Origin of the sequence: Buttiauxella sp. B2, from assembly GCF_006376615.1 — a bacterium.
GTDB lineage: Bacteria > Pseudomonadota > Gammaproteobacteria > Enterobacterales > Enterobacteriaceae > Buttiauxella.
The window spans coordinates 87,729-112,757 of the sequence record NZ_VEXQ01000008.1 but is presented as its reverse complement, the minus strand read 5'-3'; the positions used below and the strand labels follow the sequence as shown (position 1 = coordinate 112,757).

The window sequence follows — 25,029 nt, the reverse complement described above, 5'->3', positions numbered from 1 at the left end:
TTGTCACATCTCGTTATTTGACAGTATTACCGAAAGTATTGCACTGCGCTGGGTCACCGCTATCGAAGCCGCGTTTGAACCAGGTATAACGTTGCTCTGAAGTACCGTGGGTGAAGCTGTCAGGAACCACTCGCCCTTGCCCTTGTTGTTGCAGGCGGTCGTCACCAATGGCTTCAGCAGCATTCAAGGCTTCCTGTAAATCTCCCGCATCCAGCACTTGTTGTTTTTGCATGCTGTTGCCCCAGACACCCGCAAAACAATCTGCCTGCAATTCCATTTTAACGGAGAGGCGGTTGCCTTCAGCTTGAGTGGCACCTTGCTGGAGCTGGCGTACTTTCGGTTCAATACCTAACAATTTCTGAACATGGTGCCCGACTTCATGAGCAATCACATAGCCCTGAGCAAAATCACCATCTGCGCCCAGTTTGCTTTTCATGTCATCGTAGAATGAAAGGTCGATATAGACCGTGCTGTCTGCTGGACAGTAAAATGGCCCCATAATCGACTGACCGGTACCGCAACCGGTGCGTGTCGAACCACGGTACATCACCAGTTTTGGCTGCTGATAAGTACGGCCCATCTTCTGGAAAATTTGTCCCCAGGTATCTTCAGTTGTCGCAAGAATAACCGAAGTGAATTTGGCTGCTTCGTCATCATTAGGGTTAATGGAACGCTGAGTGGATTGCTGTTGTACCGGTTGCCCACCGGACAGCATTGAGGTGAGGTCGACCCCGTAATAGCTCGCCACGACGACCACAATTAATAAAACGATGCCGCCTTTACCGCCAGGTAAGCGGAATCCACCACCTCCCCCACCAAAACCAGGGCCTGGAGAGTTATTTCTTCTGTCTTCTACATTGTCGCTTTCGCGACGACCTTGCCAACGCATAGCCGACCTCATCGTTCACAATTTGTAATGAGTAGATCGTAGGTGGTTAATTGCAGGATTACCATAAAAAGCAAGATGTGAAAAAGCCGAATATGTAAAACACATTCGGCTTTAGAAGAAAACGGGTGAGAAGTTAGTCTAATTTAACGCCAAGACGGTGGGCAACTTCTTCGTAGGCTTCAATCAGGCCGCCCAAGCTCTGGCGGAAACGGTCTTTATCCATTTTTTGGAGAGTTTCTTTGTCCCACAGGCGGCAACCATCTGGGGAGAACTCATCGCCAAGTACGACTTCACCGTTGAACAAACCGAATTCCAGTTTGAAATCGACAAGGATCAGACCCGCATCATCAAACAGTTTGCTCAGAACATCGTTGGCTTTGTAGCTGAGTTCACGCATACGAGCCAAATTCTCTTTGTTCACCCAACCAAAGGTTTCACAGTAAGATTCGTTGACCATGGGGTCATGCATCGCATCGTTTTTCAGGAACAGGTCAAACAGCGGTGGATTCAGTTCAATGCCTTCTTCAATACCCAGGCGTTTAACCAAAGAGCCCGCTGCACGGTTGCGGATAACACACTCAACCGGCACCATATCGAGCTTCTTAACCAACACTTCGTTATCGGACAACAGCGCTTCCATTTGAGTTGGAATACCCGCTTCTTCGAGTTTGGTCATAATGAAATGGTTAAATTTGTTGTTTACCATACCCTTACGATCAAACTGTTCAATGCGCGCACCGTCTCCTGCTGACGTATCATTGCGGAATTCGAGCACCAACAGATCCGGGTTTTCCGTGCTGTATACGGTCTTCGCTTTTCCACGATACAACTCAGCTTGCTTTTGCATCTTTCTTACTCCAGGTGTGATTTAACTAAAAATTCCGCTATTTGTGGCTACGCACACGTTTGCGTAGCCTATCAGGAAAAAGGCCAGATTTCTCTGGCCCTTAAAAGTTACTTGCTAAATGCCGCCTGGAATGCGGCTACCAAAGCATCATTCTGGGACTGTGTTAGCGTATGACCTTTCGGATCGATGAACTGCAGGCTACTACGGTTATCGAGGTCGCCAACTTGCAGTTTATAGTCGCCACTGGACAGACCCGGGTCTTTCGCCCCTAAATCTTGCCATGCACTGTCAGACAATGGTTTGTATGTAACAGCAATACTACCTGTTGAACGCGTAGAGTCAGTGACTTTCATACCGACTTTCTCAAGCGTTGCAGGCAAACGGCTCCAAACGACGTTGTATGGGCCACGCACCACCAGCATCGGTAAGCCTGTGTCGTCAGCGGCACTTTGTACATCAAGTTGCGTTGCTGCACGATTGTCTTTCGCGTTCTGTTGGTCAGTCTGGGTTTTATCCAGACTTGCGCTGATACTGTTAAGCATTTCTGCGCTGTAACGCTGCACAGATGATGCATCAGTAACCGGCTTGCCTGCCTGTTCCAGATTCAGCAGCTTAACCACCACAGCTTGTTGATAGCCCTGTGGCTTCACGCTGATTTGATAGCGTCCACGGTACTGTTGATCTTCATCAGCTCGGTTCCAGTTTACCCAGTCAGTGGTCAAGGTTTGGCTGGCGTCATCACGTTTATCAATACCGTAGTTTTTCGCCTGTAGAACACTGACAACTTGCGGCCACAGTGTTGCACTACGCGCATTTTCGACCATCAACGTTGCGGTATCCCCAGTAAACTGAGTACGCGCACCACTGACCAATGCCAGAGGTTGGGCTGGCGGACGGATATCCAACGCTTTGCCTACTGCACCGCTGCCGTTGGTGACCGGAATATTATATTCACCATTCTGCACCGGCAGGATCATCCCAGCCGGGGAGTGGATTTCCGCGAGGGGTGCTGCATCCAGATAGGATTCGTCACCACTGACCTGGCGCTTATAACGCTGGTCTGTGCTGCATGCTGCCAGCAGCATAGCTAACGAAACCACTGCAACTTTCGCCACCGTCGACTTCTGTACTGAGTAAGCCATCAAATCTCCCTAAACTTTACAGCAAACCAGCATGCTTAAGCGCACTAATAATCACCGGATGACTGGATTCAGTCAGCGGTGTCATTGGCAGGCGTAAGGTATCGGTTGCCACAAGTCCCAACTCCCTACAAGCCCATTTCACTGGGATAGGATTGGGTTCTACAAATAATTTATTGTGCAGCGGCATCAAACGTTCATTGATAGCGCGCGCTTGCGCATATTGCCCATTGGCGGCCAGTTTACACACTTCTGCCATTTCACGCGCGGCTACGTTTGCCGTCACAGAAATCACACCGTGGCCACCTAATTGCATGAAGTCCAGCGCACTGGCGTCATCACCGCTAACCAGGATGAAGTTATCTTCAACCAGCACTTTGATCTGGTTTACTCGTGTTAAGTTCCCAGTTGCTTCTTTGATACCGATAATATTTTTAATCTTAGCCAGACGGCCTACGGTTTCAGGCAGCATGTCGCAACCGGTACGAGACGGTACATTGTACAGCATCTGCGGCAGGTCAGTGCTTTCGGCAATCGCTTTGAAGTGCTGATATAGCCCTTCCTGGGTTGGACGGTTGTAGTACGGCGTTACCGTCAGGCAGCCCACAATACCGCTGTTTTCAAAACGCTTGGTCAGGGAGATAGCTTCAGAGGTAGCATTAGCGCCAGTCCCTGCGATAACGGGAATACGGCCATCGGCCAGTTCCAGCGTCAGCATTACTACGTCACCGTGTTCGTCATGGCTCAACGTAGCTGACTCTCCGGTAGTCCCTACCGAAACAATCGCCGAGGTTCCGCTGGCGACATGGTAATCAATCAGTTTTTTCAGGCTTGACCGGCAGACATTACCTTTCTCATCCATCGGCGTCACAAGCGCGACAATACTTCCAGTGAACATTGGCCATCCTCTGTGCTAACAAGTGTCTCAATGGTACGTTTGGTGCAGGATCAAAAGCAAGTCACCAGGTGACGCTACACGGTTGTACGCAAGTTTTTTTTGTGCTTTCCTTATGATATCTCACCGATTCACAGGAAGAATACGTTTGACTCCCTCACCACACCATTATTTGGTCATCACAGCCCTTGGGGCGGACAGGCCTGGTATTGTTAATACCATCACCCGCCATGTGAGCAGTTGCGGCTGTAATATCGAAGACAGTCGCCTGGCTATGCTCGGTGAAGAGTTCACGTTTATTATGCTGCTATCGGGCAGTTGGAATGCAATAACCCTGATTGAATCGACGCTACCGCTTAAAGGCGCAGAGCTGGATTTACTGATTGTGATGAAGCGTACCGCCGCGCAAGAGCGCCCAGCGATGCCCGCAACAGTCTGGGTGCAGGTAGAAGTGACCGACTCACCTCATTTAATCGAGCGTTTCACCAATCTTTTTGATATTCACCATATGAATATTGCCGAGTTGAGTTCCCGTACCCAACCGACCCAGGATGGGACGCCACCGCAGCTATACATTCAAATTACAGCTCATAGTCCCGCCTCTCAGGATGCGAGCGTGATCGAAGATGCTTTCAAGGCCCTCTGTACAGAACTCAAAGCACAGGGCAGTATTAACGTTGTGAATTATCCACAGCAAGATGATTAAGACGGAGAGTTGTAATGAGCCCACTGAAAGCCGGTGATATCGCACCGAAATTTAGCCTGCCTGATCAAGACGGCGAGCAAATAAATTTAACCGACTTCCAGGGACAGCGCGTTCTGGTTTATTTCTATCCTAAAGCGATGACACCAGGCTGCACCGTGCAAGCATGTGGTTTGCGCGACAACATGGATGCGTTGAAAAAAAGTGGTGTGGAAGTGCTGGGTATCAGCACGGACAAACCAGAAAAGCTTTCACGTTTTGCCGAAAAAGAGTTACTCAACTTCACACTGCTTTCTGATGAAGACCATCAAGTCTGTGAGCAATTTGGTGTCTGGGGCGAGAAATCGTTTATGGGAAAAACCTACGATGGCATCCATCGGATTAGCTTCCTGCTGGATGGCGAAGGGAAAGTCGAGAAAGTATTTGATGATTTCAAAACCAGCAACCATCACGATATTGTGGTGAACTGGCTGAAAGAAAACGCTTAATTGTGCGGGCTGTATTAAAAAAGCCGACTTCACGTCGGCTTTTTACTGTCTCTAATTTGGCTTGTCGTCTATCAACATACTGTCCGGCCAGGCATGTACCACCGCTTTAATCAGCGTAGCGAGTGGGATGGCGAAGAACACCCCCCAAAATCCCCACAGACCACCAAAAATCACCACGGAAAGTATAATCACCAACGGGTGCAGGTTTACCGCTTCGGAAAATAGCACTGGCACCAGCAGGTTGCCATCCAATGCCTGAATGATTAAGTATACGGCAAACAACGTCCAAAACTCCGGACCAAGACCAAACTGGAAAAGCGCCACACACACTACCGGGATCGTGACAACAAACGCGCCGATGTAAGGAATCAGAACCGAGAAGCCCACCAACACCGCCAATAGCAGCGAGTAGTTCAAGCCAAAAACCACAAAGCCGATATACGTCACCACACCCACTACTAGCATTTCCAATACTTTGCCGCGGATATAATTAGTAATTTGCTGATTCATTTCCTGCCAGACTTGCCCCGCAAGCCCACGGTTACGTGGCAAAACGCGGCGCACAGCATTCAGCATCTGCTCTTTATCTTTGACCAGGAAGAATACCATCAGTGGAACTAACACCAAATAAATTGCCAGTGTTAACAAACCAACCAAGGAGGCAAGCGAAAATTTCACAACCTGATCGCCCATACCCATCATGCGCCCACGCATGCTCTCGGCCATAGCATCAATAATGCCCGCGTCAACCAGAGCCGGATAACGCTTAGGCAGCGTTGCGGCAAAATCAGAGAGTTTGTTGAGCATCCCTGGCATATCTCGAATCAGATTGATGCCTTGTTGCCAGGCAACAGGTGCCACCACCAATACCATCAACAGCAAAATACCAACAAACAACACCAGCACAATCGTTGTTGACCAGGTACGGGAACATCCAACACGCTGAAGCCGCGCAGTTGGCCACTCCAGCAAATAAGCCAGCACAATCGCCACTAACAATGGCGCTAACAGTCCATGGAAGAAGAACAGGATAACAAACCCTGCAACCAGAATTACCAGCAGAGCGATAGCTTCCGGGTCGCTAAACCGTCGTCGATACCACTGCAACAACATTTCAAGCATAAATCCCTTCCGTGACAGCATTGTGCGAGGACAGATTGTATCTAAATGTCACAGTAAAGACTTCGCTTTTTATCTCTGTTCAGTGGCAGTTTAAAATTGTCTTAGATTAAGATAGGTCTCAGTCATGCTGTGGGCTACAGTTCAACTTTGTATGCGAACAAATTCACGTATTACATGTCGAAGATTAACTTTGATTAAACAGGACAGGACGTATGTTCAAGCAGTTGAAAAAATCGCTGGTTGTAACGCTAATGGCAGCCGTGCTCGCGGGCCCGGCAACTCCAGCCTTTGCGGATGTTTCCGATCAGCTGCCAGATATGGGAACAACAGCCGGAAGCACACTGTCAATCGGCCAGGAACTGCAGATGGGCGACTATTATGTCCGCCAACTTCGAGGCAGTGCCCCATTAATCAATGATCCTTTGCTCGTGCAGTACATTAATAAACTGGGTATGCGCCTGGTTAGCCACGCAGATTCCGTTAAGACACCGTTTCATTTCTTCCTGATCAACAACGATGAAATCAACGCCTTTGCCTTCTTTGGCGGCAATGTTGTGCTTCATTCGGCGTTATTCCGTTACTCTGATAACGAAAGCCAGCTTGCATCCGTAATGGCGCACGAAATTTCGCACGTTACGCAACGTCACCTGGCACGTGCTATGGAAGATCAGAAAAAGAACGCCCCACTCACCTGGGTTGGCGCGTTAGGTTCTATTTTACTGGCGATGGCCAGCCCGCAAGCAGGTATGGCAGCATTGAGTGGGACGCTTGCAGGAACGCAGCAAGGCATGATCAGTTTCACTCAGCAAAACGAACAAGAAGCAGACCGCATCGGTATTCAAGTGTTACAACGTTCTGGTTTTGATCCGCAAGCCATGCCGACATTCCTTGAAAAACTGCTCGATCAGTCGCGTTATTCCTCTCGCCCGCCAGAAATTCTGCTTACCCACCCATTACCGGAAAGCCGTCTGGCCGATGCTCGTAACCGTGCTAACCAAATGCGCCCAGTGGTGGTGCAATCTTCTGAAGATTTTTACTTTGCAAAAGCACGTACTCTTGGCATGTACAATTCTGGTCGCAATCAGCTAACCACCGATTTATTGGATAGCTGGTCGAAAGGCAATATTCGTGAACAGCATGCAGCAACTTATGGCCGTGCGCTTCAGGCAATGGGCGCTGATAAGTGGGAGGAAGCTCGTAAACTTTTACAACCGCTTTTAGCCGCTCAACCAGCCAATACCTGGTATCTCGATTTATCCACGGATATCGACCTTGGGCAGAATAAATCCGCAGATGCAATTAACCGGCTGAAAAATGCGCCTGACCTAAAACAAAACCCGGTGCTGCAACTTAACCTTGCTAACGCCTACGTTCAGGCAAAACAGCCCGCTCAGGCCGCAGCCATTCTTAATCGTTATACGTTTTCTCATCCGGATGACAGCAATGGCTGGGACTTATTAGCCCAATCCGAAGCGGCACTAGGTAATCGTGACCAGGAACTCGCCGCACGCGCAGAAGTAATGGCCCTTGTCGGACGAATCGACCAGGCAATTTCGCTGCTCAGTAGCGCCAGTGGTCAGGTGAAATTGGGTAGTTTGCAACAAGCTCGTTATGATGCGCGAATAGACCAATTCCGCGAATTGCAAAAACGCTTCCTTCAGTATTCTAAGATGTAACAGGAGTTACGATGTCTACAGCCGTTTCTATTTATCACAATCCTCGCTGCTCGAAGAGCCGTGAAACGTTAAGCCTGCTAAAAGCAAATGGCGTAGAACCCGAAGTCGTGTTGTATCTGGAAACCCCACCAGATGCCGCAACAATCAAATCTTTGCTGAGCAAATTAGATTTTGCCAGCGCACGTGACCTTATGCGTCAGAAAGAGGATTTGTATAAGGAGCTGAATCTGGCAGATCAAACGCTGAGTGAAGAGCAGTTAATCAAGGCGATGGTTGATAATCCGAAATTGATTGAACGCCCGATTGTCCTGGCGAATGGCGAAGCACGAATTGGCCGCCCGCCGGAGTCAGTGCTGGAAATTTTGTAATCCTGCTATTTGACGCCCCAACCTAACCCTCTCCCCAGGAGAGGGAATAAGATCAAAGCCCGAGAATCTCTTTCACAAACGGGATCGTCAACTTACGCTGCGCAGTAATCGAGGCAAGATCAAGCTGATCGAGCGTCGTAAACAGTGTACGCATTTCTCGATCCAACCGTTTTAACAGGAAACGTCCTACGTCCTCGGGTAATTCAAACCCGCGCAGTCTGGCACGTAGTTGCAGGGCCTGGAGTTTGTCATCATCTGACAAAGGTTGCAGCTTGTAGATTTGCCCCCAATCAAGGCGCGAGGCAAGATCAGGCAATTGTAGATTGAGTTGGCGTGGTGGACGATCGCCGGTAATCAACAGACGAGTTTTTCCTGATTCCAGAATGCGGTTGTAGAGATTAAAAATCGCCATTTCCCACAGTTCATCACCAGCAACACACTCAATGTTGTCGATACACACCAACGAAAGCTGCTCCATGCCATCCAGTACTTCTGGAACAAACCAGGTGCGTTTATCTAGCGGCACATAACCGACAGCTTCGCCACGTTGTGACAATTCTGCGCAGGCGGCATGCAACAAATGGCTGCGCCCTCCTCCTTCTCGCGACCAGAAATAGATATATCCGCTGTGATCCTGACGGAGCACGGACTGGAGTGCGGCAAGTAAAGAAGGGTTATCACCCGGCCAGAAACTTGCAAAAGTTTCGTCATCAGGCAAATAGAGTGGCAGTGAGAGCTGTGCCGGCGTATTCAGAATTACCTCAACCATAACAGGCAGAAAAACGCAGAGAGTCTATCACAGAATTGGCGAGCAGTAGAACCGGGCGAACACGCCGCCCGGCTTGAAGCAGAACTACGATTTTACGTCGCTTTCTTCGGCATCCAGCACCACTTCTTCTGGGCGCAAGACACTGATAAGTTTGAAGATAAGACTAAGGCCCACGCCAACGATGGTCGCCAGTGCCATACCTTTCAGCTCAGCTGCGCCAATGTGCACTTTCGCGCCACTCACTCCGATTATCAAGATAACTGAAGTCAGGATCAGGTTTTGTGCTTTGCTGTAATCCACTTTCGATTCGATCAACACGCGAATACCGGATGCGCCAATCACGCCGTACAGCAGCAGTGAAACACCGCCCATTACCGGAACCGGGATAATTTGTATCGCTGCGGCGAGTTTACCTACGCAAGAGAGAAGAATCGCCAGAATCGCTGCTCCGCCAATAACCCAAGTGGAATAAACACGGGTAATCGCCATTACGCCAATATTCTCGCCATAAGTGGTGTTTGGTGTAGAGCCAAAGAAACCAGAGAAGATAGTCGAAATCCCATTCGCAAACATCGAGCGATGCAGACCTGGGTCACGAATCAAATCTTTCTTCACAATATTCGCCGTTACCACCAGGTGGCCAACGTGCTCAGCGATAACCACGAGAGCCGCAGGCAGAATGGTGAAGATGGCAAACCACTCAAAACGCGGTGTGTAGAAGGTTGGCAAGGCAAACCAGTGCGCTTCAACAATTGGAGTAACATCAACCACGCCCATGGCGAAGGAAAGTGCATACCCAGCCAGAACACCGATAAGAATTGGAATTATTGCCAGGAAACCACGGAACAGGACAGAACCAAAGATCGTGACCGCTAGCGTGACAAGCGAAATGATAATGGTGGTTGAGTCTGGTGATGTGCCATCAGCAGGTAATAAACCCGCCATATTCGCGGCGACTCCCGCCAGTTCAAGCCCGATAACAGCAACAATCGCGCCCATTGCCGCTGGTGGGAACATCACATCCAGCCAGCCAGTACCGGCTTTTTTAACAATCAGCGCCACAATACAAAACAGCACGCCACACATGATAAAACCACCCAGCGCCACTTCATAACCCAGCGGCAGCAGCAGCAGCACAGGTGAAATAAATGCAAAACTGGAACCCAGATACGCCGGGATTTTGCCTTTACAGATAAAGAGATACAGCAGTGTCCCAATCCCGTTAAATAGCAGCACCGTCGCCGGATTAATGTGGAACAGGATTGGCACCAGAACGGTGGCACCAAACATGGCGAACAGGTGTTGCAAACTTAACGGTATCGTTTGCAACAGGGGTGGTCTTTCACTCACCCCAATGGCGCGGCGTGTCATGTTGTTTTCCTCTGAGTCTTGTTTTTAGAAATAATGGGTCGAACAAATCAAAAAAAAGCCGACTATCGAAGTCGGCTCATTTTATTATTTAGTACCAAATATCTTATCGCCGGCATCGCCGAGTCCCGGAATAATGTATCCGTGCTCGTTCAGGCCCTGATCGATAGAAGCTGTAAACAGTTCTACATCCGGGTGCGCTTTTTCCAGCGCTGCAATACCTTCAGGTGCTGCCACCAGAACCAGCACCTTGATGCTAGAACAACCGGCATTTTTCAGCAGGTCGATGGTTGCAATCATAGAGCCACCAGTTGCCAGCATTGGGTCAACCACCAGCGCCATACGCTCTTCAATGTTTGAAACCAGTTTCTGGAAGTACGGTACTGGCTCCAGGGTTTCTTCATTACGATAGATACCCACAACGCTGATACGTGCGCTTGGTACGTTTTCCAGCACACCTTCCATCATGCCCAGACCGGCACGCAGAATTGGCACAACAGTAATCTTCTTACCTTTGATCTGATCAATCTCTACCGGGCCGTTCCAGCCTTCGATAGTGACTTTCTCAGTTTCCAGATCCGCCGTAGCTTCGTAAGTCAGCAAGCTGCCAACTTCTGAGGCGAGTTCACGAAAGCGTTTGGTGCTAATGTCGTTCTCACGCATCAGGCCCAGCTTGTGTTTGACGAGTGGGTGTTTGACTTCCACGATCTTCATACTCTTTCTCCCCGAGATAGTTGGCCACCACAAAAAAAATCGCCGGATTATACCGCTTTTTCATAGCGGCGCCACAGGTATTGGGGTTGATCAAGATCAACTAGACTGGATTGAGTATATATCAATAATAATTACATCCCGCTGAATAAGAGGCTCGCAAACGTTTGCCTGCACTGTTAGAATTGCGGCGTTTTTTATTACTAACCCATCCGCGGGGACTTAGCAGTGACCGACAAAACCTCTCTCAGCTATAAAGATGCCGGTGTTGATATTGATGCTGGTAACGCTCTGGTCGATAAAATCAAAGGCGTAGTGAAAAAAACCCGCCGCCCGGAAGTGATGGGTGGATTGGGCGGTTTCGGTGCGCTGTGCGCGTTACCTCAAAAGTATCGTGAACCCGTTCTGGTTTCCGGCACTGACGGTGTGGGGACTAAGCTGCGTCTGGCCATGGATTTAAAACGTCACGACACAATCGGCATCGATTTAGTCGCCATGTGTGTGAACGACCTGGTTGTACAGGGCGCTGAGCCATTGTTTTTCCTCGATTACTACGCAACCGGCAAACTTGAAGTTGAAACCGCTGCAAGCGTTATCACTGGCATTGCCGAAGGTTGTCTGCAATCTGGCTGTGCATTAGTCGGTGGCGAAACAGCCGAAATGCCGGGGATGTATCACGGCGAAGATTATGATGTTGCTGGCTTCTGCGTTGGCGTGGTCGAGAAATCTGAGATTATTGACGGTTCTAAAGTGGCCGACGGCGATGTGCTTATTGCACTTGCGTCCAGCGGACCACACTCTAACGGCTACTCTTTGGTGCGCAAAGTACTGGAAGTAAGCAGGACTGACCCGCTGACCACCGAACTTGAAGGCAAACCACTGGCAGATCACCTCCTCGAACCGACTCGCATCTACGTGAAATCGATTCTGGAGCTGATTGAGCAGGTAGACGTTCACGCGATTGCGCACCTCACAGGCGGCGGCTTCTGGGAAAATATCCCTCGCGTTCTACCAGACAACACTCAGGCGGTTATCGCCGAGTCCTCATGGCAATGGCCTGCGGTATTCAACTGGCTGCAACAAGCCGGGAATATCAGCCGTCATGAGATGTACCGCACCTTTAACTGCGGCGTCGGTATGCTTATCGCACTGCCTGCTGAAGAAGCTGATAAAGCCATCGCGTTTTTGACTGCAAAAGGTGAAAACGCCTGGAAAATTGGTAGGATCAAAGCTTCTGGTTCCTCTGAGCGTGTGGTTATTGAGTGATGAAACGCATTGTGGTGCTAATTTCCGGTAACGGAAGCAATCTTCAGGCAATTATTGATGCTTGTAAGCTGAAAAAGATTAATGGCACCCTGAGCGCTGTGTTTAGTAATAAGGCCGATGCCTTCGGCCTTGAGCGTGCGCGTGTAGCGGGGATCCCTGCTCACGCGTTAACTGCTAGCCAGTTCGCCGACCGCGCCGCTTTCGATCGTGAGTTAATCCAGGAGATCAACGCCTACGCACCGGATCTCGTGGTGCTCGCCGGCTACATGCGCATTCTTAGCCCAGAGTTTGTCGCGCGCTATTCTGGCCGTCTTATTAATATTCACCCTTCTTTGTTACCTAAATATCCAGGTCTTAATACGCATCGTCAGGTATTGGAAAACGGTGACGAAGAACACGGTACATCTGTTCATTTCGTTACGGATGAACTTGATGGTGGGCCGGTTATTTTACAGGCCAAAATTCCGGTATTTGAGGGTGATGACGAAGACGAAATTACTGCGCGTGTACAGCATCAGGAACACGCTATTTATCCGTTAGTCGTTTCCTGGTTTATGGAAGGCCGTCTTGAGATGCGTGGCAACAGCGCCTGGCTTGATGGTAAAGAGTTGCCCAAACAAGGCTATGCCGCCGAAGAGTAAAATTAAGGAGCTTCGGCTCCTTTTTTAATGCCTCCCTCCTACAACCCTGCGTTATCTAAATCGCGATTTATCATACTTAACGAGCAGCGTTGGACATTCCCCGCCAAAGCTCGCCATAATGACAGACGTGACGGCATTTTTACGTCCACGAAAACGGAGTGTGAGGCCAATGGGTCAGGATAAGTTGTATATCGAAAAAGAACTGAGCTGGTTGTCTTTTAACGAACGTGTGCTTCAGGAAGCAGCGGATAAAATTAATCCGTTGATCGAGAGAATGCGTTTTCTCGGCATCTATTCGAATAACCTTGATGAATTTTATAAGGTCCGTTTCGCCGAGCTCAAACGGCGCATTCTGATCAGTGAAGAACAAGGGACTGCGCCCAATTCGCGTCATCTACTCAATAAGATTCAGGCTCGTGTTCTGAAAGCCGATCAAGAGTTTGATGGGCTGTATAACGATCTGCTGCTAGAAATGGCACGCAATCAGATCTTCTTGATCAACGAACGCCAACTTTCTCCGAACCAGCAAAACTGGCTGCGCCACTACTTTAAACACTATTTGCGCCAGCACATCACACCGATCCTGATTAACCACGACACTGATCTGGTGCAGTTTCTTAAAGATGATTACACCTATCTGGCTGTGGAAATTATTCGCGGCGACGACATTCGCTATGCGTTGCTGGAAATCCCGTCCGATAAAGTACCACGCTTTGTAAATCTGCCGCCGGAAGCTCCGCGTCGACGCAAGCCTATGATTCTGCTGGACAACATTCTGCGCTATTGCCTGGATGACATTTTCAAAGGCTTCTTCGATTACGATTCGTTAAACGCCTACTCGATGAAAATGACCCGCGATGCAGAATACGACCTGGTCACAGAAATGGAGTCCAGCCTGCTGGAATTGATGTCATCGAGCCTGAAACAACGTCTCACCGCAGAACCGGTGCGCTTTGTGTATCAGCGCGATATGCCTGATGCGATGGTAGAAATGCTGCGCAACAAGCTGACTATCACCAATTACGATTCCATCGTACCAGGCGGGCGTTACCATAACTTCAAAGACTTCATTAACTTCCCGAATGTCGGCAAAGCTAATTTAGTGAACAAACCGCTACCGCGTCTGCGCCATATCTGGTTCGATAAATTCCGTAACGGCTTTGATGCAATCCGTAATCGTGACGTGTTGCTCTACTATCCGTATCACACCTTTGAGCACGTTCTGGAATTGCTGCGCCAGGCCTCGTTTGACCCAAGCGTTCTGGCGATCAAAATCAATATTTACCGTGTGGCGAAAGACTCGCGCATTATTGAGTCGATGATCCACGCGGCGCACAATGGCAAAAAAGTCACTGTGGTGGTTGAGCTGCAAGCGCGATTTGATGAAGAAGCCAATATTCACTGGGCAAAGCGCCTGACGGAAGCGGGCGTACACGTTATTTTCTCCGCACCTGGTCTGAAAATTCACGCTAAATTGTTCCTGATTTCGCGCAAAGAAGGTGAAGAAGTAGTGCGTTACGCCCACATCGGCACCGGTAACTTTAACGAGAAAACAGCGCGTCTTTATACTGACTATTCACTTCTGACCTGCGATGCACGCATCACCAATGAAGTGCGCCGAGTGTTCAACTTTATTGAAAACCCTTATCGCCCGGTGACATTTGAGCATCTGATGGTTTCACCACAGAACTCGCGTCGCCTGCTTTACGATTTGGTCGATAAAGAGATTGCCAATGCGCAAAACGGTGTGCCATCAGGTATTACTCTGAAACTTAATAACCTGGTCGATAAAGGTTTGGTGGACAGGCTATATGCGGCTTCAAGCTCTGGCGTGAAAGTGAATCTGCTGGTGCGTGGGATGTGTTCATTGATCCCTAATCTGGAAGGCATCAGCGATAACATTCGCGTGATCAGCATTGTTGACCGGTATCTCGAACACGACCGCGTGTATGTGTTTGAAAATGGCGGAGATAAGAAAGTGTACCTCTCTTCTGCCGACTGGATGACACGCAACATTGATTACCGTATTGAGGTGGCTGTCGCCATACTCGACCCGCGCCTGAAGCAACGGGTGCTGGATATCATTGAAATATTGTTCAGTGATACGGTGAAAGCACGCTACATCGACAAAGAACTGAGTAACCGCTATGTACCGCGCGGAAACCGCCGTAAGGTGCGCTCGCAACTGGCGATTTACGATTACATTAAATCTCTGGAACAACCTGAATAACGCACTATGTCGACTATAAAATCATGCCGATAAAAAAACACACTCCACGGCCGCAAGAATTCGCTGCGGTCGATCTTGGCTCGAACAGTTTCCATATGGTAATTGCACGCGTGGTAGACGGCGCGATGCAAATCATCGGGCGTCTGAAGCAACGCGTCCATTTGGCTGATGGCCTGAACGCCCAGAACGAATTAAGTGAAGAGGCGATAGAACGTGGGCTGTCGTGCCTTGCGTTATTTGCTGAGCGTCTGCAAGGATTCTCCGCAGATAACGTTTGTATTGTCGGTACACACAGTTTGCGTCAGGCGGTCAACGCCGAGGAATTTCTCAAGCGTGCCGAACAGGTTATCCCCTACCCGATTGAAATTATTTCCGGTAACGAAGAAGCACGTCTGATTTTCATGGGGGTAGAACATACCCAACCTGAAAAAGGCCGCAAACTGGTTATTGATATCGGTGGCGGGTCAACTGAGTTAGTGATTGGCGAAGATTTCGAGCCAATGCTGGTCGAAAGTCGTCGAATGGGTTGTGTTAGCTTTGCGCAAAACTTTTTCCCGAAAGGGATGATTACACCAGAAAACTTCAAACGAGCGCGTCTTGCTGCGGTGCAAAAGCTGGAGAACCTTTCCTGGCAATATCGCTTGCAGGGTTGGAATGTGGCGATGGGTGCGTCTGGCACCATCAAAGCTGCTCATGAAGTGCTGGTTAATCTGGGCGAAAAAGACGGCATTATTACGCCGGAGCGCCTGGAAATGCTGCGTGATGAAGTCCTGAAACATAAGAGTTTCAGCTCTATGAGCCTGCCTGGTTTATCCGAAGAGCGTAAAGCCGTATTTGTGCCTGGGCTTGCGATTCTTTGTGGCGTGTTTGACTCACTGGCGATTCGCGAACTACGCCTGTCTGATGGGGCTCTACGCGAAGGTGTGCTCTATGAAATGGAAGGCCGTTTCCGTCATCAGGATATTCGTATCCGTACCGCGCAAAGTCTGGCAAACCAGTACCATATAGATAGCGATCAGGCTAAGCGTGTGTTGGCAACAACCGAGCATATTTACCAACAGTGGGAAGTACAAAACCCAAAGTTGGCTATTCCGCAATTGGCAGCGTTACTCAAATGGTCCGCCATGTTGCATGAGGTGGGGCTGAATATTAATCACAGCGGGCTTCATCGCCACTCGGCTTATATCCTGCAAAATAGCAACCTGCCGGGCTTTAATCAGGAACAGCAGATGCTTATGGCAACGCTTGTGCGCTATCACCGCAAAGCGATAAAAATTGATGATCTGCCGCGATTTACGTTGTTTAAGAGAAAACAGTTTTTGCCATTAATTCAGATTCTACGATTGGCCGTGCTGCTCAATAATCAACGTCAGGCGACGACCACACCTCCGACACTGGTTCTGGAAACAGAAGAAAACCACTGGACGCTGCGCTTCCCGCACGACTGGTTTAGCCAAAACACACTGGTATTGCTGGATTTAGAACGTGAACAGCAATATTGGGAGAATACGCCAGGCTGGCGGCTTGAGATTGAAGAGGAAGCTAGCCCGAACGTTGCAGCCTGACTATTAATAAACCAAACGCCCATCAGGGCGTTTGGTTTATTAATGCCACATTTCCCGGTTCAAGTAACGTTTCGAGCAATTGCGGGCGCCCAATCAAATAACCTTGCATGTAATCTATCCCCAAACTTCGTACTGCCGCTCTGACTGAGTCGGTTTCAACGTACTCAGCAACCAGCAACATCTTTTTCATCCGCGCTAACTTGCAGATAGATTCAACAATCTGATAATCCAGACTGCTGGACAGCACATTGCGGATAAAGCTGCCGTCGATTTTCAGTATATCAGCACTGATGTCTTTCAACCGTGCGTAGCTGGCATAGCCTGTACCAAAATCGTCAATCGCCACCCGACATCCCATATTTTGCAACGCAGTCAGAGTCGCATTCGCCTGCTCAAGGTTAGTTAGTGAGTTGCTTTCAGTGACCTCAAAAATAAGCTGCCAGGGCTGAATATTGTAGTGTTTCAGCAACAGCTTCACCTCGCTTACAAACTGTAATTGCCCTACTGACGCTGGAGTCAAGTTAATGGCAAAACGGCTGCCGGCAAGTTGTTCGCGATGTATATCCATGAATTTTAGCGTGGCTTCTAATACCCATTTGTCGATTTTTGAAGACAAACCAAATTCATGGGCCACCGGCAAAAACACATCCGGCATAAAGACGTTATCCCCTTCATTATCGCCTTTCATGCGCAGCAGAATTTCATGGTAGATATCGCCACGAATCCCTTCGATTCGCTGGGCCATCAGCACGAAATTCCCTGAATCAATGGCAACCTGCAAACGGTTCATCATCGTGACTTTATTTCGCACCGCATTCTGCACATGGTTTGGCCCCTGCTGCTGCAAGCTTTCAGGCTTTGATGTCGACAGCGACAAATCAGCCATAGTGCTAAGTTCACCTAACAAGAAATAAATGTGCCTGACGGGCTGGCGTATATAGCAATAACTGATGCCCACTTGAGGTTGCATCGGCATGCCGTCCCACATAAAGCGGAACTGCTTCACACGCTGGTCGAGTAATTCAATATGCTCGTGGTAAGACTCATAATTTAAACGCACGGCCACTTCATGGCCCGACAGGTGATAAACCTTTTCGTCAGCGTTCAATATGGGTTGAAGGTAATCATTAAGTTGCTGTTTGTATTGAATACGAAGTTGCACACCGTAATTACGGCCCAATAACTCCAGTTCAGGTATGCGCAAAAAAGCTAATGCTGACGACGGATGGCGGGATAAATCACGATTCAGAGCTCGCAGATTCGGCATTTGTACTATGGGGTCGATAAACGCAACACGCCGCGCTTTACTATGTAAGAAACGCTGACGCGTAGTGACCACTGCCATCAAATAGATGGTAATAGAAAATACAGCGTAACAAGATGAGGCTATCGCCAGATGAAGCTGGAAGCCCATGTACGGTGGCAAATAGTTATGAAACCCGCTACACAGAATAATTAATATCACCGTCCAGGCGGTGGTGATAAACAAAAAACCAAAGCGCATCGCACCCCACAGCATCAGCGGCAGGATCAGCGTTAATGTGTAATCCGTGGTGAAAATGGAGCTGAAATCACTGATTGGGACTAGCAGCAAGCTGACAAGAATAGCAACAATACCGGCCCATAGTGCAACCTCACTCTTCGTTACACCAGATTGCATCTGCGCTTTCATCCGTGACCAAAACGAGAAAACAAAGTGTGGGTTACGGAACATGCGGATGGCACAATAAAAGAAAGGTATTCCCGTTAAACAGCCAACTAGCACCGCCTGAAAATTAATTAATGTCCCCGTATGGAGCGGATTTTCCGCGACGGTATTGCTAACACTGTCATACCAGCCGAAAAAGATCCCTACCTGGTAGATGATCAGGAATGTCACAGAGTTAACGAGTACTAACCACAGCATGCGTTGTGCGGTGAGTTTGATTACCCCAAACATCACCGAACTACGCCTGGGAACAAAAATACGGTAACCACCCCAACTAATCGTAATGGGTAGCAGGAAGTGAATAACCGACAGCATTGCGATCATTTCACCTTTCATCGGGATATAGCGAACGAGTAGTGCGAGAATAATTCCCGGCAAGGCTGCCCAGCCGAAAACCAGCATAAATGCAGTCATTAAACCTAGTGGCATATAGACGAGGAAAACACGCCCCCCATCCATTACGGTATTCGCGTTACACCACACAGAAATAGGAAGTAGCAGACTCGGCAGCACCAGAGGAAGCACCCACCATTTGTTTTGATTTTTTTTATACCAGCTTGCCAGATACATTAATCATCGCCAGGAACCCCGTCATCCAGCTCGGGTAAGTTTCGATCAGGTGTCCAACCCAATCGATATAGCCATATCGCTATGGAATAGAGTGCAGATTCTAGTTAGGGATTGGTTCGCTAAGTTGATTCAAATCAATTTCTTGATGGAGTTTCACTTTCATTTGTAAATTATTCAGAAAAATAACTGGATATATACTAATCAACTAATATTAAGAAATGTTTATATAACAAGGAGAAATGATTCCATGGACAATTCGCAGGTGCCCCGGAATTGACCTTGAGGCATCACTGTGTATAAATATCACCGTCGCCCGCGGTTGACGGGCAAACATCAAGGATCATTTGCGTGACACAGGTTACGAGTATGCGAAGACGACATAAGTTTAACAATCGTATGACCCGCATTATTCTGATTATCAGTTTTCTCTTCTTTTTTGGCCGTTTTGTCTACTCTGCTATCGGTGCCTGGTACCATCATCAGGACAAAGTAGAAGCCCAGCAAAGCAGCCTGTCAATGGATAACACCAACCGGTAACGCCTTCTTCTCATTAAAAATGATAACACTGACTTGCAACCGGTGAGATTAGTCACGCCTGTGGTACTGGAAAGATTTACTCCTTTCTATGGTCTAATCTAAATAAAAAACCCTCTGTAAAAACAGAGGGTTTTTAGTCATCCAGACAAGCTACGGATTAGCGGAAAATCATTCCCACTCAATAGTTGCTGGCGGTTTGCCAGAAATATCGTAAACCACACGGGAAATACCGTTAACTTCGTTGATGATGCGGTTGGAGACGCGACCAAGGAAATCGTATGGCAGGTGCGCCCAATGTGCAGTCATAAAATCGATGGTTTCTACAGCGCGCAGTGAAACAACCCAATCGTATTTACGGCCATCGCCCATTACGCCAACAGAACGCACCGGCAGGAACACGGTGAACGCCTGACTTACTTTGTTGTAGAGATCTGCTTTATGCAGCTCTTCAATAAAGATGGCATCGGCACGGCGCAGCAGATCGCAATACTCTTTCTTCACTTCGCCCAGCACACGCACGCCAAGACCTGGGCCCGGGAACGGGTGGCGGTAGAGCATGTCGTATGGCAGACCCAGTTCCAGACCAATTTTACGCACTTCGTCTTTGAACAGCTCTTTAAGCGGCTCAACCAGACCCATCTTCATCTCTTTCGGTAAGCCGCCCACGTTGTGGTGAGATTTGATAACATGCGCTTTGCCGGTAGCAGAAGCTGCAGATTCGATAACGTCAGGGTAGATTGTGCCCTGCGCTAACCATTTCACGTCTTCCAGGCGCAGTGCTTCTTCGTCGAAGACTTCTACGAATACACGACCAATGGTTTTGCGTTTTGCTTCTGGCTCGTCGATGCCCGCCAGTTGAGACAGGAAGCGCTCTTCCGCGGCAACGTGAACAATGTTCAGGCCGAAGTGGTCGCCAAACATATCCATAACTTGCTGTGCTTCATTCAAACGCAGCAGGCCATTATCCACAAATACACAGGTCAGACGGTCGCCAATTGCGCGGTGCAGCAGCATTGCGGTAACGGAAGAATCCACGCCGCCGGACAGGCCAAGAATCACCTTGTCGTTGCCGACTTGCTCACGCAGACGAACAATCGCATCTTCGATAATTTTTGCTGGTGTCCACAGCGCTTCGCAGCCGCAGATATCCAGAACAAAACGTTCCAACAGACGCTGGCCCTGACGGGTATGGGTCACTTCCGGGTGGAACTGCACGCCATAAAAACGTTTTTCTTCGTTTGCCATAATGGCGAACGGGCAAGTTTCGGTGCTGGCAACGGTAACGAAGCCAGCTGGAATCGCAGTGACTTTATCGCCGTGGCTCATCCAGACATCCAGCAGCGGGTTGCCGGCAGCGCTCAAAGCGTCTTCGATACCACGAACCAGTGCGCTGTCAGTTACAACTTCAACCTGTGCGTAACCAAACTCACGTTCGGTAGAGGATTCAACGTGGCCGCCAAGCTGCATCGCCATGGTCTGCATGCCGTAGCACACACCAAATACTGGCACACCTGTGGTAAAGACATATTCAGGTGCACGTGGGCTGTTCAGCTCCGTGGTGCTTTCCGGGCCACCAGAAAGGATGATACCGCTTGGATTGAATTCACGAATCTGTGCTTCAGTGACATCCCATGCCCACAGCTCACAGTAAACGCCCAGTTCACGCACGCGGCGCGCAACCAGTTGGGTGTACTGAGAACCAAAATCAAGGATAAGTATGCGATGTTTATGGATATTTTCCGTCATTGACGCTTATTCCGAGGCAAGTGAAACAGATAAAGAAAAACGCCCGGCGAATGCCGGGCGAGGAGAATCAGGAGCCCATACGGTAATTCGGAGACTCTTTAGTAATCGTCACATCGTGTACGTGACTTTCCTGAATACCCGCACCGCTGATACGTACAAATTCCGCTTTAGTACGCAGCTCGTCGATAGTACCACAGCCGGTCAGACCCATACAGGAACGCAGGCCGCCCATTTGCTGGTGAACGATTTCTTTCAGACGGCCTTTATAAGCCACGCGACCTTCGATACCTTCCGGCACCAGTTTGTCGGCTGCGTTATCAGTCTGGAAGTAACGGTCAGAAGAGCCTTTGGACATCGCTCCCAGAGAACCCATACCGCGGTAGGATTTGAAAGAACGCCCCTGGTAAAGTTCGATTTCGCCCGGAGACTCTTCGGTCCCTGCCAGCATACCGCCAACCATGACCGCTGATGCACCCGCAGCGATAGCTTTAGCAATATCACCAGAGAAACGAATACCACCGTCAGCGATAACCGGAATACCCGTTCCTTCCAGCGCGTCAACTGCATCAGCAACGGCAGTGATTTGTGGAACGCCAACACCCGTTACGATACGAGTGGTGCAGATTGAACCTGGGCCGATCCCCACTTTCACAGCACTCACACCGGCGTCAGCCAAAGCACGAGCACCAGCAGCAGTCGCGACGTTGCCGCCAATGATTTGCAGGTCAGGATATTTAGCACGGGTTTCGCGAATACGTTGTAAAACGCCTTCGGAATGACCATGAGAGGAGTCAATCAGTAAAACATCAACGCCAGCAGCTACCAGAGCGTCGATACGCTCTTCGTTGCCCGCACCTGCGCCAACGGCCGCCCCAACACGCAAACGGCCCTGGTCGTCTTTACAGGCGTTAGGTTTGCGTTCTGCTTTCTGGAAGTCTTTTACGGTGATCATGCCGCGCAAATGGAAGTTACCATCAACGACCAGTGCTTTCTCAACGCGTTTTTCGTGCATTTTGGACAGCACAACATCACGTGCTTCGCCTTCTTTCACGGTAACCAGACGCTCTTTCGGAGTCATGTACACGCTAACAGGCTGGTTCAGGTCGGTCACAAAACGAACATCACGACCGGTGATGATACCTACCAGTTCGTTTTGTTCGGTGACAACAGGGTAACCGGCGAAACCGTTACGAGCGGTGAGTTCTTTCACTTCGTGCAGAGTGGTGGTCGGCAGCACGGTCTGTGGGTCAGTCACAACGCCACTTTCGTGTTTTTTCACGCGTCGGACTTCTTCAGCCTGGCGCTCAATTGACATATTTTTGTGAATAAAACCAAGTCCACCTTCCTGAGCCAATGCAATGGCCAGACGGGCTTCCGTTACGGTATCCATTGCTGCGGACAGCATAGGGATATTCAAACGAATAGTTTTGGTTAATTGGGTGCTGAGATCGGCCGTATTAGGCAGAACTGTAGAGTGAGCTGGAACGAGGAGAACGTCATCAAACGTCAGTGCTTCTTTAGCGATTCGTAGCATGGCAATATCTCAACCTGGGGTGAATGAGAACAGATAAAATATTGCCGCGGCATTATACAGAGCGGAATCGATTGCATCCACACTTTTTTGAGAATAATCCTTGCCAGGTGCAATATGAAAGGTACTATTGACCGAATAACCTGCTGATTTAAAATTTGATCTAGCTCACATGCCAACAATAAATTCTCCTTCAATTTTTACTGTAAGCCGCCTGAATCAGACGGTCCGCATGCTGCTGGAACAAGAGATGGGGCAAGTGTGGATCAGCGGTGAAATTTCCAACTTTACCCAACCGGCTTCCGGCCACTGGTATTTCACGCTCAAAGACGATACCGCTCAAATTCGCGGCGCAATGTTTCGCAACAGCAATCGACGTGTCACCTTCCGTCCGCAACACGGGCAACAGGTTTTGGTTCGCGCTACTCTTACGCTGTATGAGCCGCGTGGTGATTACCAGATAATCGTCGAAAGCATGCAGCCTGCCGGCGAAGGATTATTGCAGCAGCAGTACGAAGAGTTGAAACAACGACTCACTGCGGAAGGGTTGTTTGAACAAATTCATAAACAGCCACTGCCAACGCCTGCACACCAGGTTGGGGTGATTACTTCAAAAACCGGTGCCGCGCTACATGACATTTTGCATGTGCTAAAACGTCGCGACCCCTCTCTCCCGGTCATTATTTACCCAACCGCCGTACAAGGTGCTGATGCACCGTTGCAAATCGTTCGCGCGATAGAACTGGCAAACTTACGCAAAGAGTGTGACGTGCTGATAGTTGGGCGCGGCGGTGGTTCATTAGAGGATTTATGGAGCTTTAACGATGAGCGAGTCGTGCGAGCAATTTTTGCAAGCCAGATCCCCGTCGTTAGCGCCGTAGGGCATGAAACTGACGTCACGATCGCCGATTTTGTGGCTGATATTCGTGCGCCTACGCCATCAGCCGCCGCAGAAATTGTCAGCCGAAATCAGCTCGAATTACTACGCCTACTCCAGTCCCAACAACAGCGTATGGAAATGGCGATGGATTACTACATCGCCCAACGGATGCAGCGCTTCACACGCCTGCACCATCGCTTGCAGCAGCAACATCCACAACTGCGTTTAGCCCGACAGCAAACTACGCTCGAGCGTTTACACCAGCGCCTAAATACCGCGATAGATTCAAAGCTACGCCGTATCGCACTGCAACAGCAACGACTGATGCTGCGCTTGAATCAGCAACAACTCCAGCCACGTATCCACCGCGCGCAGACTCGTTTGCAGCAGCTTGAATATCGTTTATCACAAGTTGTCACCGCGCGGCTTAGTAATACTCGCCAGCGGTTTGGCACCGCTATCGCCCAGCTTGAAGCTGTTAGCCCGCTGGCAACGCTTGCACGGGGTTATAGCGTGACAACCGCAACAGACGGTAAGCTACTGAAGAAAACAAAACAGGTGCATTCAGGCGATATGCTTACTACGCGTCTGGAAGATGGTTGGGTGGAAAGCCAGGTCACCGGCATTACACCGGTGAAACCTAAACGCATACGCAAAACGGCGGCAAAAAGCTAAAACTTAGTCAGCAACAGGTACGAATTCGACGCGTTTTTTCGAGATCAATCCGTGGCCGTTCTGACAAAAATAATCGACCGCGCCACAGGCTTTTAAAACTTCCAGCGGCTTGTGGCAATCCGGACAGCGGGCTTCCAGGTGAAAATTCTGCTGACAGGTTTCGCAGCGAATACCTGAGTCTGTTTGCTGCAACGGGTTTTCACACTCCGGGCATTTAATTTCCATAATCACTCCTTACAACAACTCACCAGAAGACATGGGTTTGCGTCACCATGATTTGCTCTTTTGATGATAAAGATAAATATGCCAATAAGCATCTACGTCGCCAGAGAGAATGACGCGGGCAGACATGCCATTCACCATACCCGTGCCAGAATGAAGACAGCATTTCAAGCATTGCTCATGAATGTTTTGCCGCAGCCCCACTTTCCTTTTTTACGATTAAACGCTACATACGCCCGATAGGTCAGAATGCAATCATCATTCCGGTAAACAGCGCAGTAGCAATTTCACCTCGCGCAGTGGCGATGCTGTTACAAACACGAGCAAAGTGGAGCTTTTCTGGTTTTAGCTAGATGGGTTCAGAGCAGCGGGGTTAAGCAGTCGTCGCACGAAAAAATACTCTTCAGATAAAACAAATAATACAATACGTTACCCTCATCAGCATTTTGTTGGGGCGAGGTGTTCTTCGACTTACGGCAATCT

General features: G+C 49.2%; 22 protein-coding genes. 10 read left to right on the top strand and 12 right to left on the bottom strand.

What is annotated here, in order from left to right:
• Positions 1 to 13: 13 nt before the first annotated feature.
• From FH968_RS11360 to dapA, 4 genes are all read right to left on the bottom strand, one after another.
• Positions 14 to 889 carry a neutral zinc metallopeptidase gene (locus FH968_RS11360; RefSeq protein ID WP_139879495.1) on the bottom strand — a complete coding sequence of 292 codons (876 nt, stop codon included), beginning with the start codon at positions 887 to 889 and terminating at the stop codon, positions 14 to 16.
• Positions 890 to 1,022: 133 nt separating this feature from the next.
• A complete protein-coding gene (purC, locus tag FH968_RS11355; RefSeq protein WP_139879493.1) occupies positions 1,023 to 1,736 on the bottom strand; it encodes a phosphoribosylaminoimidazolesuccinocarboxamide synthase in 714 nt (237 codons plus the stop codon).
• Positions 1,737 to 1,843: 107 nt separating this feature from the next.
• A complete protein-coding gene (gene bamC / locus FH968_RS11350; protein ID WP_139879491.1) occupies positions 1,844 to 2,878 on the bottom strand; it encodes an outer membrane protein assembly factor BamC in 1,035 nt (344 codons plus the stop codon).
• Positions 2,879 to 2,894: 16 nt separating this feature from the next.
• Positions 2,895 to 3,773, bottom strand: coding sequence for a 4-hydroxy-tetrahydrodipicolinate synthase (gene dapA, locus FH968_RS11345; protein WP_139879489.1), 879 nt, complete (start codon positions 3,771 to 3,773; stop codon positions 2,895 to 2,897).
• Between the two features lie 145 nt (positions 3,774 to 3,918).
• Between dapA and FH968_RS11340 the strand changes: the two genes are divergently transcribed.
• Positions 3,919 to 4,476 carry a glycine cleavage system transcriptional repressor gene (locus FH968_RS11340; protein WP_223271312.1) on the top strand — a complete coding sequence of 186 codons (558 nt, stop codon included), beginning with the start codon at positions 3,919 to 3,921 and terminating at the stop codon, positions 4,474 to 4,476.
• Between the two features lie 14 nt (positions 4,477 to 4,490).
• Positions 4,491 to 4,961, top strand: coding sequence for a thioredoxin-dependent thiol peroxidase (gene bcp, locus FH968_RS11335; RefSeq protein ID WP_139879484.1), 471 nt, complete (start codon positions 4,491 to 4,493; stop codon positions 4,959 to 4,961).
• Positions 4,962 to 5,012: 51 nt separating this feature from the next.
• On the opposite strand, the gene FH968_RS11330 is transcribed toward bcp, so the two are convergent.
• Positions 5,013 to 6,083: an AI-2E family transporter gene (locus FH968_RS11330; RefSeq protein ID WP_139879482.1), complete on the bottom strand. Its 1,071-nt coding sequence runs from the start codon at positions 6,081 to 6,083 to the stop codon at positions 5,013 to 5,015.
• A 212-nt stretch (positions 6,084 to 6,295) separates the two neighbouring features.
• Here FH968_RS11330 and bepA point away from each other — a divergent pair, with 212 nt between their 5' ends.
• Both bepA and arsC read left to right on the top strand, forming a co-directional pair.
• Positions 6,296 to 7,759 (top strand): beta-barrel assembly-enhancing protease, encoded by a 1,464-nt coding sequence (bepA, locus tag FH968_RS11325; RefSeq protein ID WP_139879479.1) that lies wholly within the window; start codon positions 6,296 to 6,298, stop codon positions 7,757 to 7,759.
• 11 nt (positions 7,760 to 7,770) lie between these two features.
• Complete coding sequence (gene arsC, locus FH968_RS11320; RefSeq protein WP_139879477.1) at positions 7,771 to 8,127, top strand: arsenate reductase (glutaredoxin); 357 nt, start codon at positions 7,771 to 7,773, stop codon at positions 8,125 to 8,127.
• Between the two features lie 52 nt (positions 8,128 to 8,179).
• On the opposite strand, the gene FH968_RS11315 is transcribed toward arsC, so the two are convergent.
• The 3 genes from FH968_RS11315 to upp form a co-directional block, all read right to left on the bottom strand.
• The gene (locus FH968_RS11315; protein WP_223271316.1) at positions 8,180 to 8,881 is read right to left on the bottom strand and encodes a DnaA inactivator Hda; all 702 of its coding nucleotides are present in this window, start codon (positions 8,879 to 8,881) and stop codon (positions 8,180 to 8,182) included.
• A gap of 99 nt (positions 8,882 to 8,980) precedes the next feature.
• Positions 8,981 to 10,267, bottom strand: coding sequence for a uracil permease (uraA, locus tag FH968_RS11310; protein WP_139879473.1), 1,287 nt, complete (start codon positions 10,265 to 10,267; stop codon positions 8,981 to 8,983).
• Between the two features lie 84 nt (positions 10,268 to 10,351).
• Positions 10,352 to 10,978 carry a uracil phosphoribosyltransferase gene (gene upp / locus FH968_RS11305; RefSeq protein WP_139879471.1) on the bottom strand — a complete coding sequence of 209 codons (627 nt, stop codon included), beginning with the start codon at positions 10,976 to 10,978 and terminating at the stop codon, positions 10,352 to 10,354.
• 225 nt (positions 10,979 to 11,203) lie between these two features.
• Here upp and purM point away from each other — a divergent pair, with 225 nt between their 5' ends.
• The 4 genes from purM (at position 11,204) to ppx (ending at position 16,677) form a co-directional block, all read left to right on the top strand.
• Positions 11,204 to 12,241: a phosphoribosylformylglycinamidine cyclo-ligase gene (purM, locus tag FH968_RS11300; RefSeq protein WP_139879469.1), complete on the top strand. Its 1,038-nt coding sequence runs from the start codon at positions 11,204 to 11,206 to the stop codon at positions 12,239 to 12,241.
• Positions 12,241 to 12,882 (top strand): phosphoribosylglycinamide formyltransferase, encoded by a 642-nt coding sequence (gene purN / locus FH968_RS11295; protein WP_139879630.1) that lies wholly within the window; start codon positions 12,241 to 12,243, stop codon positions 12,880 to 12,882. Before purM ends, purN begins: the two co-directional genes overlap by 1 nt.
• 169 nt (positions 12,883 to 13,051) lie before the next feature.
• On the top strand, positions 13,052 to 15,112 hold the full coding sequence (gene ppk1, locus FH968_RS11290; RefSeq protein ID WP_139879467.1) for a polyphosphate kinase 1: 2,061 nt from the start codon (positions 13,052 to 13,054) through the stop codon (positions 15,110 to 15,112).
• 23 nt (positions 15,113 to 15,135) lie between these two features.
• Positions 15,136 to 16,677: an exopolyphosphatase gene (gene ppx / locus FH968_RS11285; protein ID WP_139879465.1), complete on the top strand. Its 1,542-nt coding sequence runs from the start codon at positions 15,136 to 15,138 to the stop codon at positions 16,675 to 16,677.
• Positions 16,678 to 16,699: 22 nt separating this feature from the next.
• Here the strand turns inward: ppx and FH968_RS11280 are convergent, their stop codons facing one another.
• A complete protein-coding gene (locus tag FH968_RS11280; RefSeq protein WP_139879463.1) occupies positions 16,700 to 18,955 on the bottom strand; it encodes an EAL domain-containing protein in 2,256 nt (751 codons plus the stop codon).
• Between the two features lie 348 nt (positions 18,956 to 19,303).
• On the opposite strand from FH968_RS11280, the gene FH968_RS11275 reads away from it, so the two are divergent.
• Complete coding sequence (locus FH968_RS11275) at positions 19,304 to 19,492, top strand: YfgG family protein (RefSeq protein ID WP_139879461.1); 189 nt, start codon at positions 19,304 to 19,306, stop codon at positions 19,490 to 19,492.
• Positions 19,493 to 19,660: 168 nt separating this feature from the next.
• Here FH968_RS11275 and guaA read toward each other — a convergent pair whose 3' ends face one another.
• Together guaA and guaB are read right to left on the bottom strand one after the other, a co-directional pair.
• Entirely contained in the window at positions 19,661 to 21,238 is a 1,578-nt protein-coding gene (gene guaA, locus FH968_RS11270) for a glutamine-hydrolyzing GMP synthase (RefSeq protein WP_139879458.1), read from the bottom strand.
• A gap of 67 nt (positions 21,239 to 21,305) precedes the next feature.
• Positions 21,306 to 22,772 carry an IMP dehydrogenase gene (gene guaB / locus FH968_RS11265; protein ID WP_139879456.1) on the bottom strand — a complete coding sequence of 489 codons (1,467 nt, stop codon included), beginning with the start codon at positions 22,770 to 22,772 and terminating at the stop codon, positions 21,306 to 21,308.
• Between the two features lie 169 nt (positions 22,773 to 22,941).
• On the opposite strand from guaB, the gene xseA reads away from it, so the two are divergent.
• Positions 22,942 to 24,324 (top strand): exodeoxyribonuclease VII large subunit, encoded by a 1,383-nt coding sequence (gene xseA / locus FH968_RS11260; RefSeq protein ID WP_139879453.1) that lies wholly within the window; start codon positions 22,942 to 22,944, stop codon positions 24,322 to 24,324.
• A gap of 3 nt (positions 24,325 to 24,327) precedes the next feature.
• On the opposite strand, the gene FH968_RS11255 is transcribed toward xseA, so the two are convergent.
• Positions 24,328 to 24,549 (bottom strand): zinc ribbon domain-containing protein, encoded by a 222-nt coding sequence (locus tag FH968_RS11255; RefSeq protein ID WP_139879451.1) that lies wholly within the window; start codon positions 24,547 to 24,549, stop codon positions 24,328 to 24,330.
• Between the last annotated feature and the right edge of the window lie 480 nt (positions 24,550 to 25,029).

Bases quoted from the DNA above. Each gene is read 5' to 3' on its own strand.
- purC (WP_139879493.1), bottom strand. From the start codon at position 1,736: ATGCAAAAGCAAGCTGAGTTGTATCGTGGAAAAGCGAAGACCGTATAC.
- FH968_RS11360 (WP_139879495.1), bottom strand. From the start codon at position 889: ATGCGTTGGCAAGGTCGTCGCGAAAGCGACAATGTAGAAGACAGAAGA.
- xseA (WP_139879453.1), top strand. From the start codon at position 22,942: ATGCCAACAATAAATTCTCCTTCAATTTTTACTGTAAGCCGCCTGAAT.
- FH968_RS11280 (WP_139879463.1), bottom strand. From the start codon at position 18,955: ATGTATCTGGCAAGCTGGTATAAAAAAAATCAAAACAAATGGTGGGTG.
- FH968_RS11255 (WP_139879451.1), bottom strand. From the start codon at position 24,549: ATGGAAATTAAATGCCCGGAGTGTGAAAACCCGTTGCAGCAAACAGAC.
- bcp (WP_139879484.1), top strand. From the start codon at position 4,491: ATGAGCCCACTGAAAGCCGGTGATATCGCACCGAAATTTAGCCTGCCT.
- uraA (WP_139879473.1), bottom strand. From the start codon at position 10,267: ATGACACGCCGCGCCATTGGGGTGAGTGAAAGACCACCCCTGTTGCAA.
- ppk1 (WP_139879467.1), top strand. From the start codon at position 13,052: ATGGGTCAGGATAAGTTGTATATCGAAAAAGAACTGAGCTGGTTGTCT.
- upp (WP_139879471.1), bottom strand. From the start codon at position 10,978: ATGAAGATCGTGGAAGTCAAACACCCACTCGTCAAACACAAGCTGGGC.
- arsC (WP_139879477.1), top strand. From the start codon at position 7,771: ATGTCTACAGCCGTTTCTATTTATCACAATCCTCGCTGCTCGAAGAGC.
- purN (WP_139879630.1), top strand. From the start codon at position 12,241: ATGAAACGCATTGTGGTGCTAATTTCCGGTAACGGAAGCAATCTTCAG.
- dapA (WP_139879489.1), bottom strand. From the start codon at position 3,773: ATGTTCACTGGAAGTATTGTCGCGCTTGTGACGCCGATGGATGAGAAA.
- guaA (WP_139879458.1), bottom strand. From the start codon at position 21,238: ATGACGGAAAATATCCATAAACATCGCATACTTATCCTTGATTTTGGT.
- ppx (WP_139879465.1), top strand. From the start codon at position 15,136: ATGCCGATAAAAAAACACACTCCACGGCCGCAAGAATTCGCTGCGGTC.
- bamC (WP_139879491.1), bottom strand. From the start codon at position 2,878: ATGGCTTACTCAGTACAGAAGTCGACGGTGGCGAAAGTTGCAGTGGTT.
- guaB (WP_139879456.1), bottom strand. From the start codon at position 22,772: ATGCTACGAATCGCTAAAGAAGCACTGACGTTTGATGACGTTCTCCTC.
- bepA (WP_139879479.1), top strand. From the start codon at position 6,296: ATGTTCAAGCAGTTGAAAAAATCGCTGGTTGTAACGCTAATGGCAGCC.
- FH968_RS11330 (WP_139879482.1), bottom strand. From the start codon at position 6,083: ATGCTTGAAATGTTGTTGCAGTGGTATCGACGACGGTTTAGCGACCCG.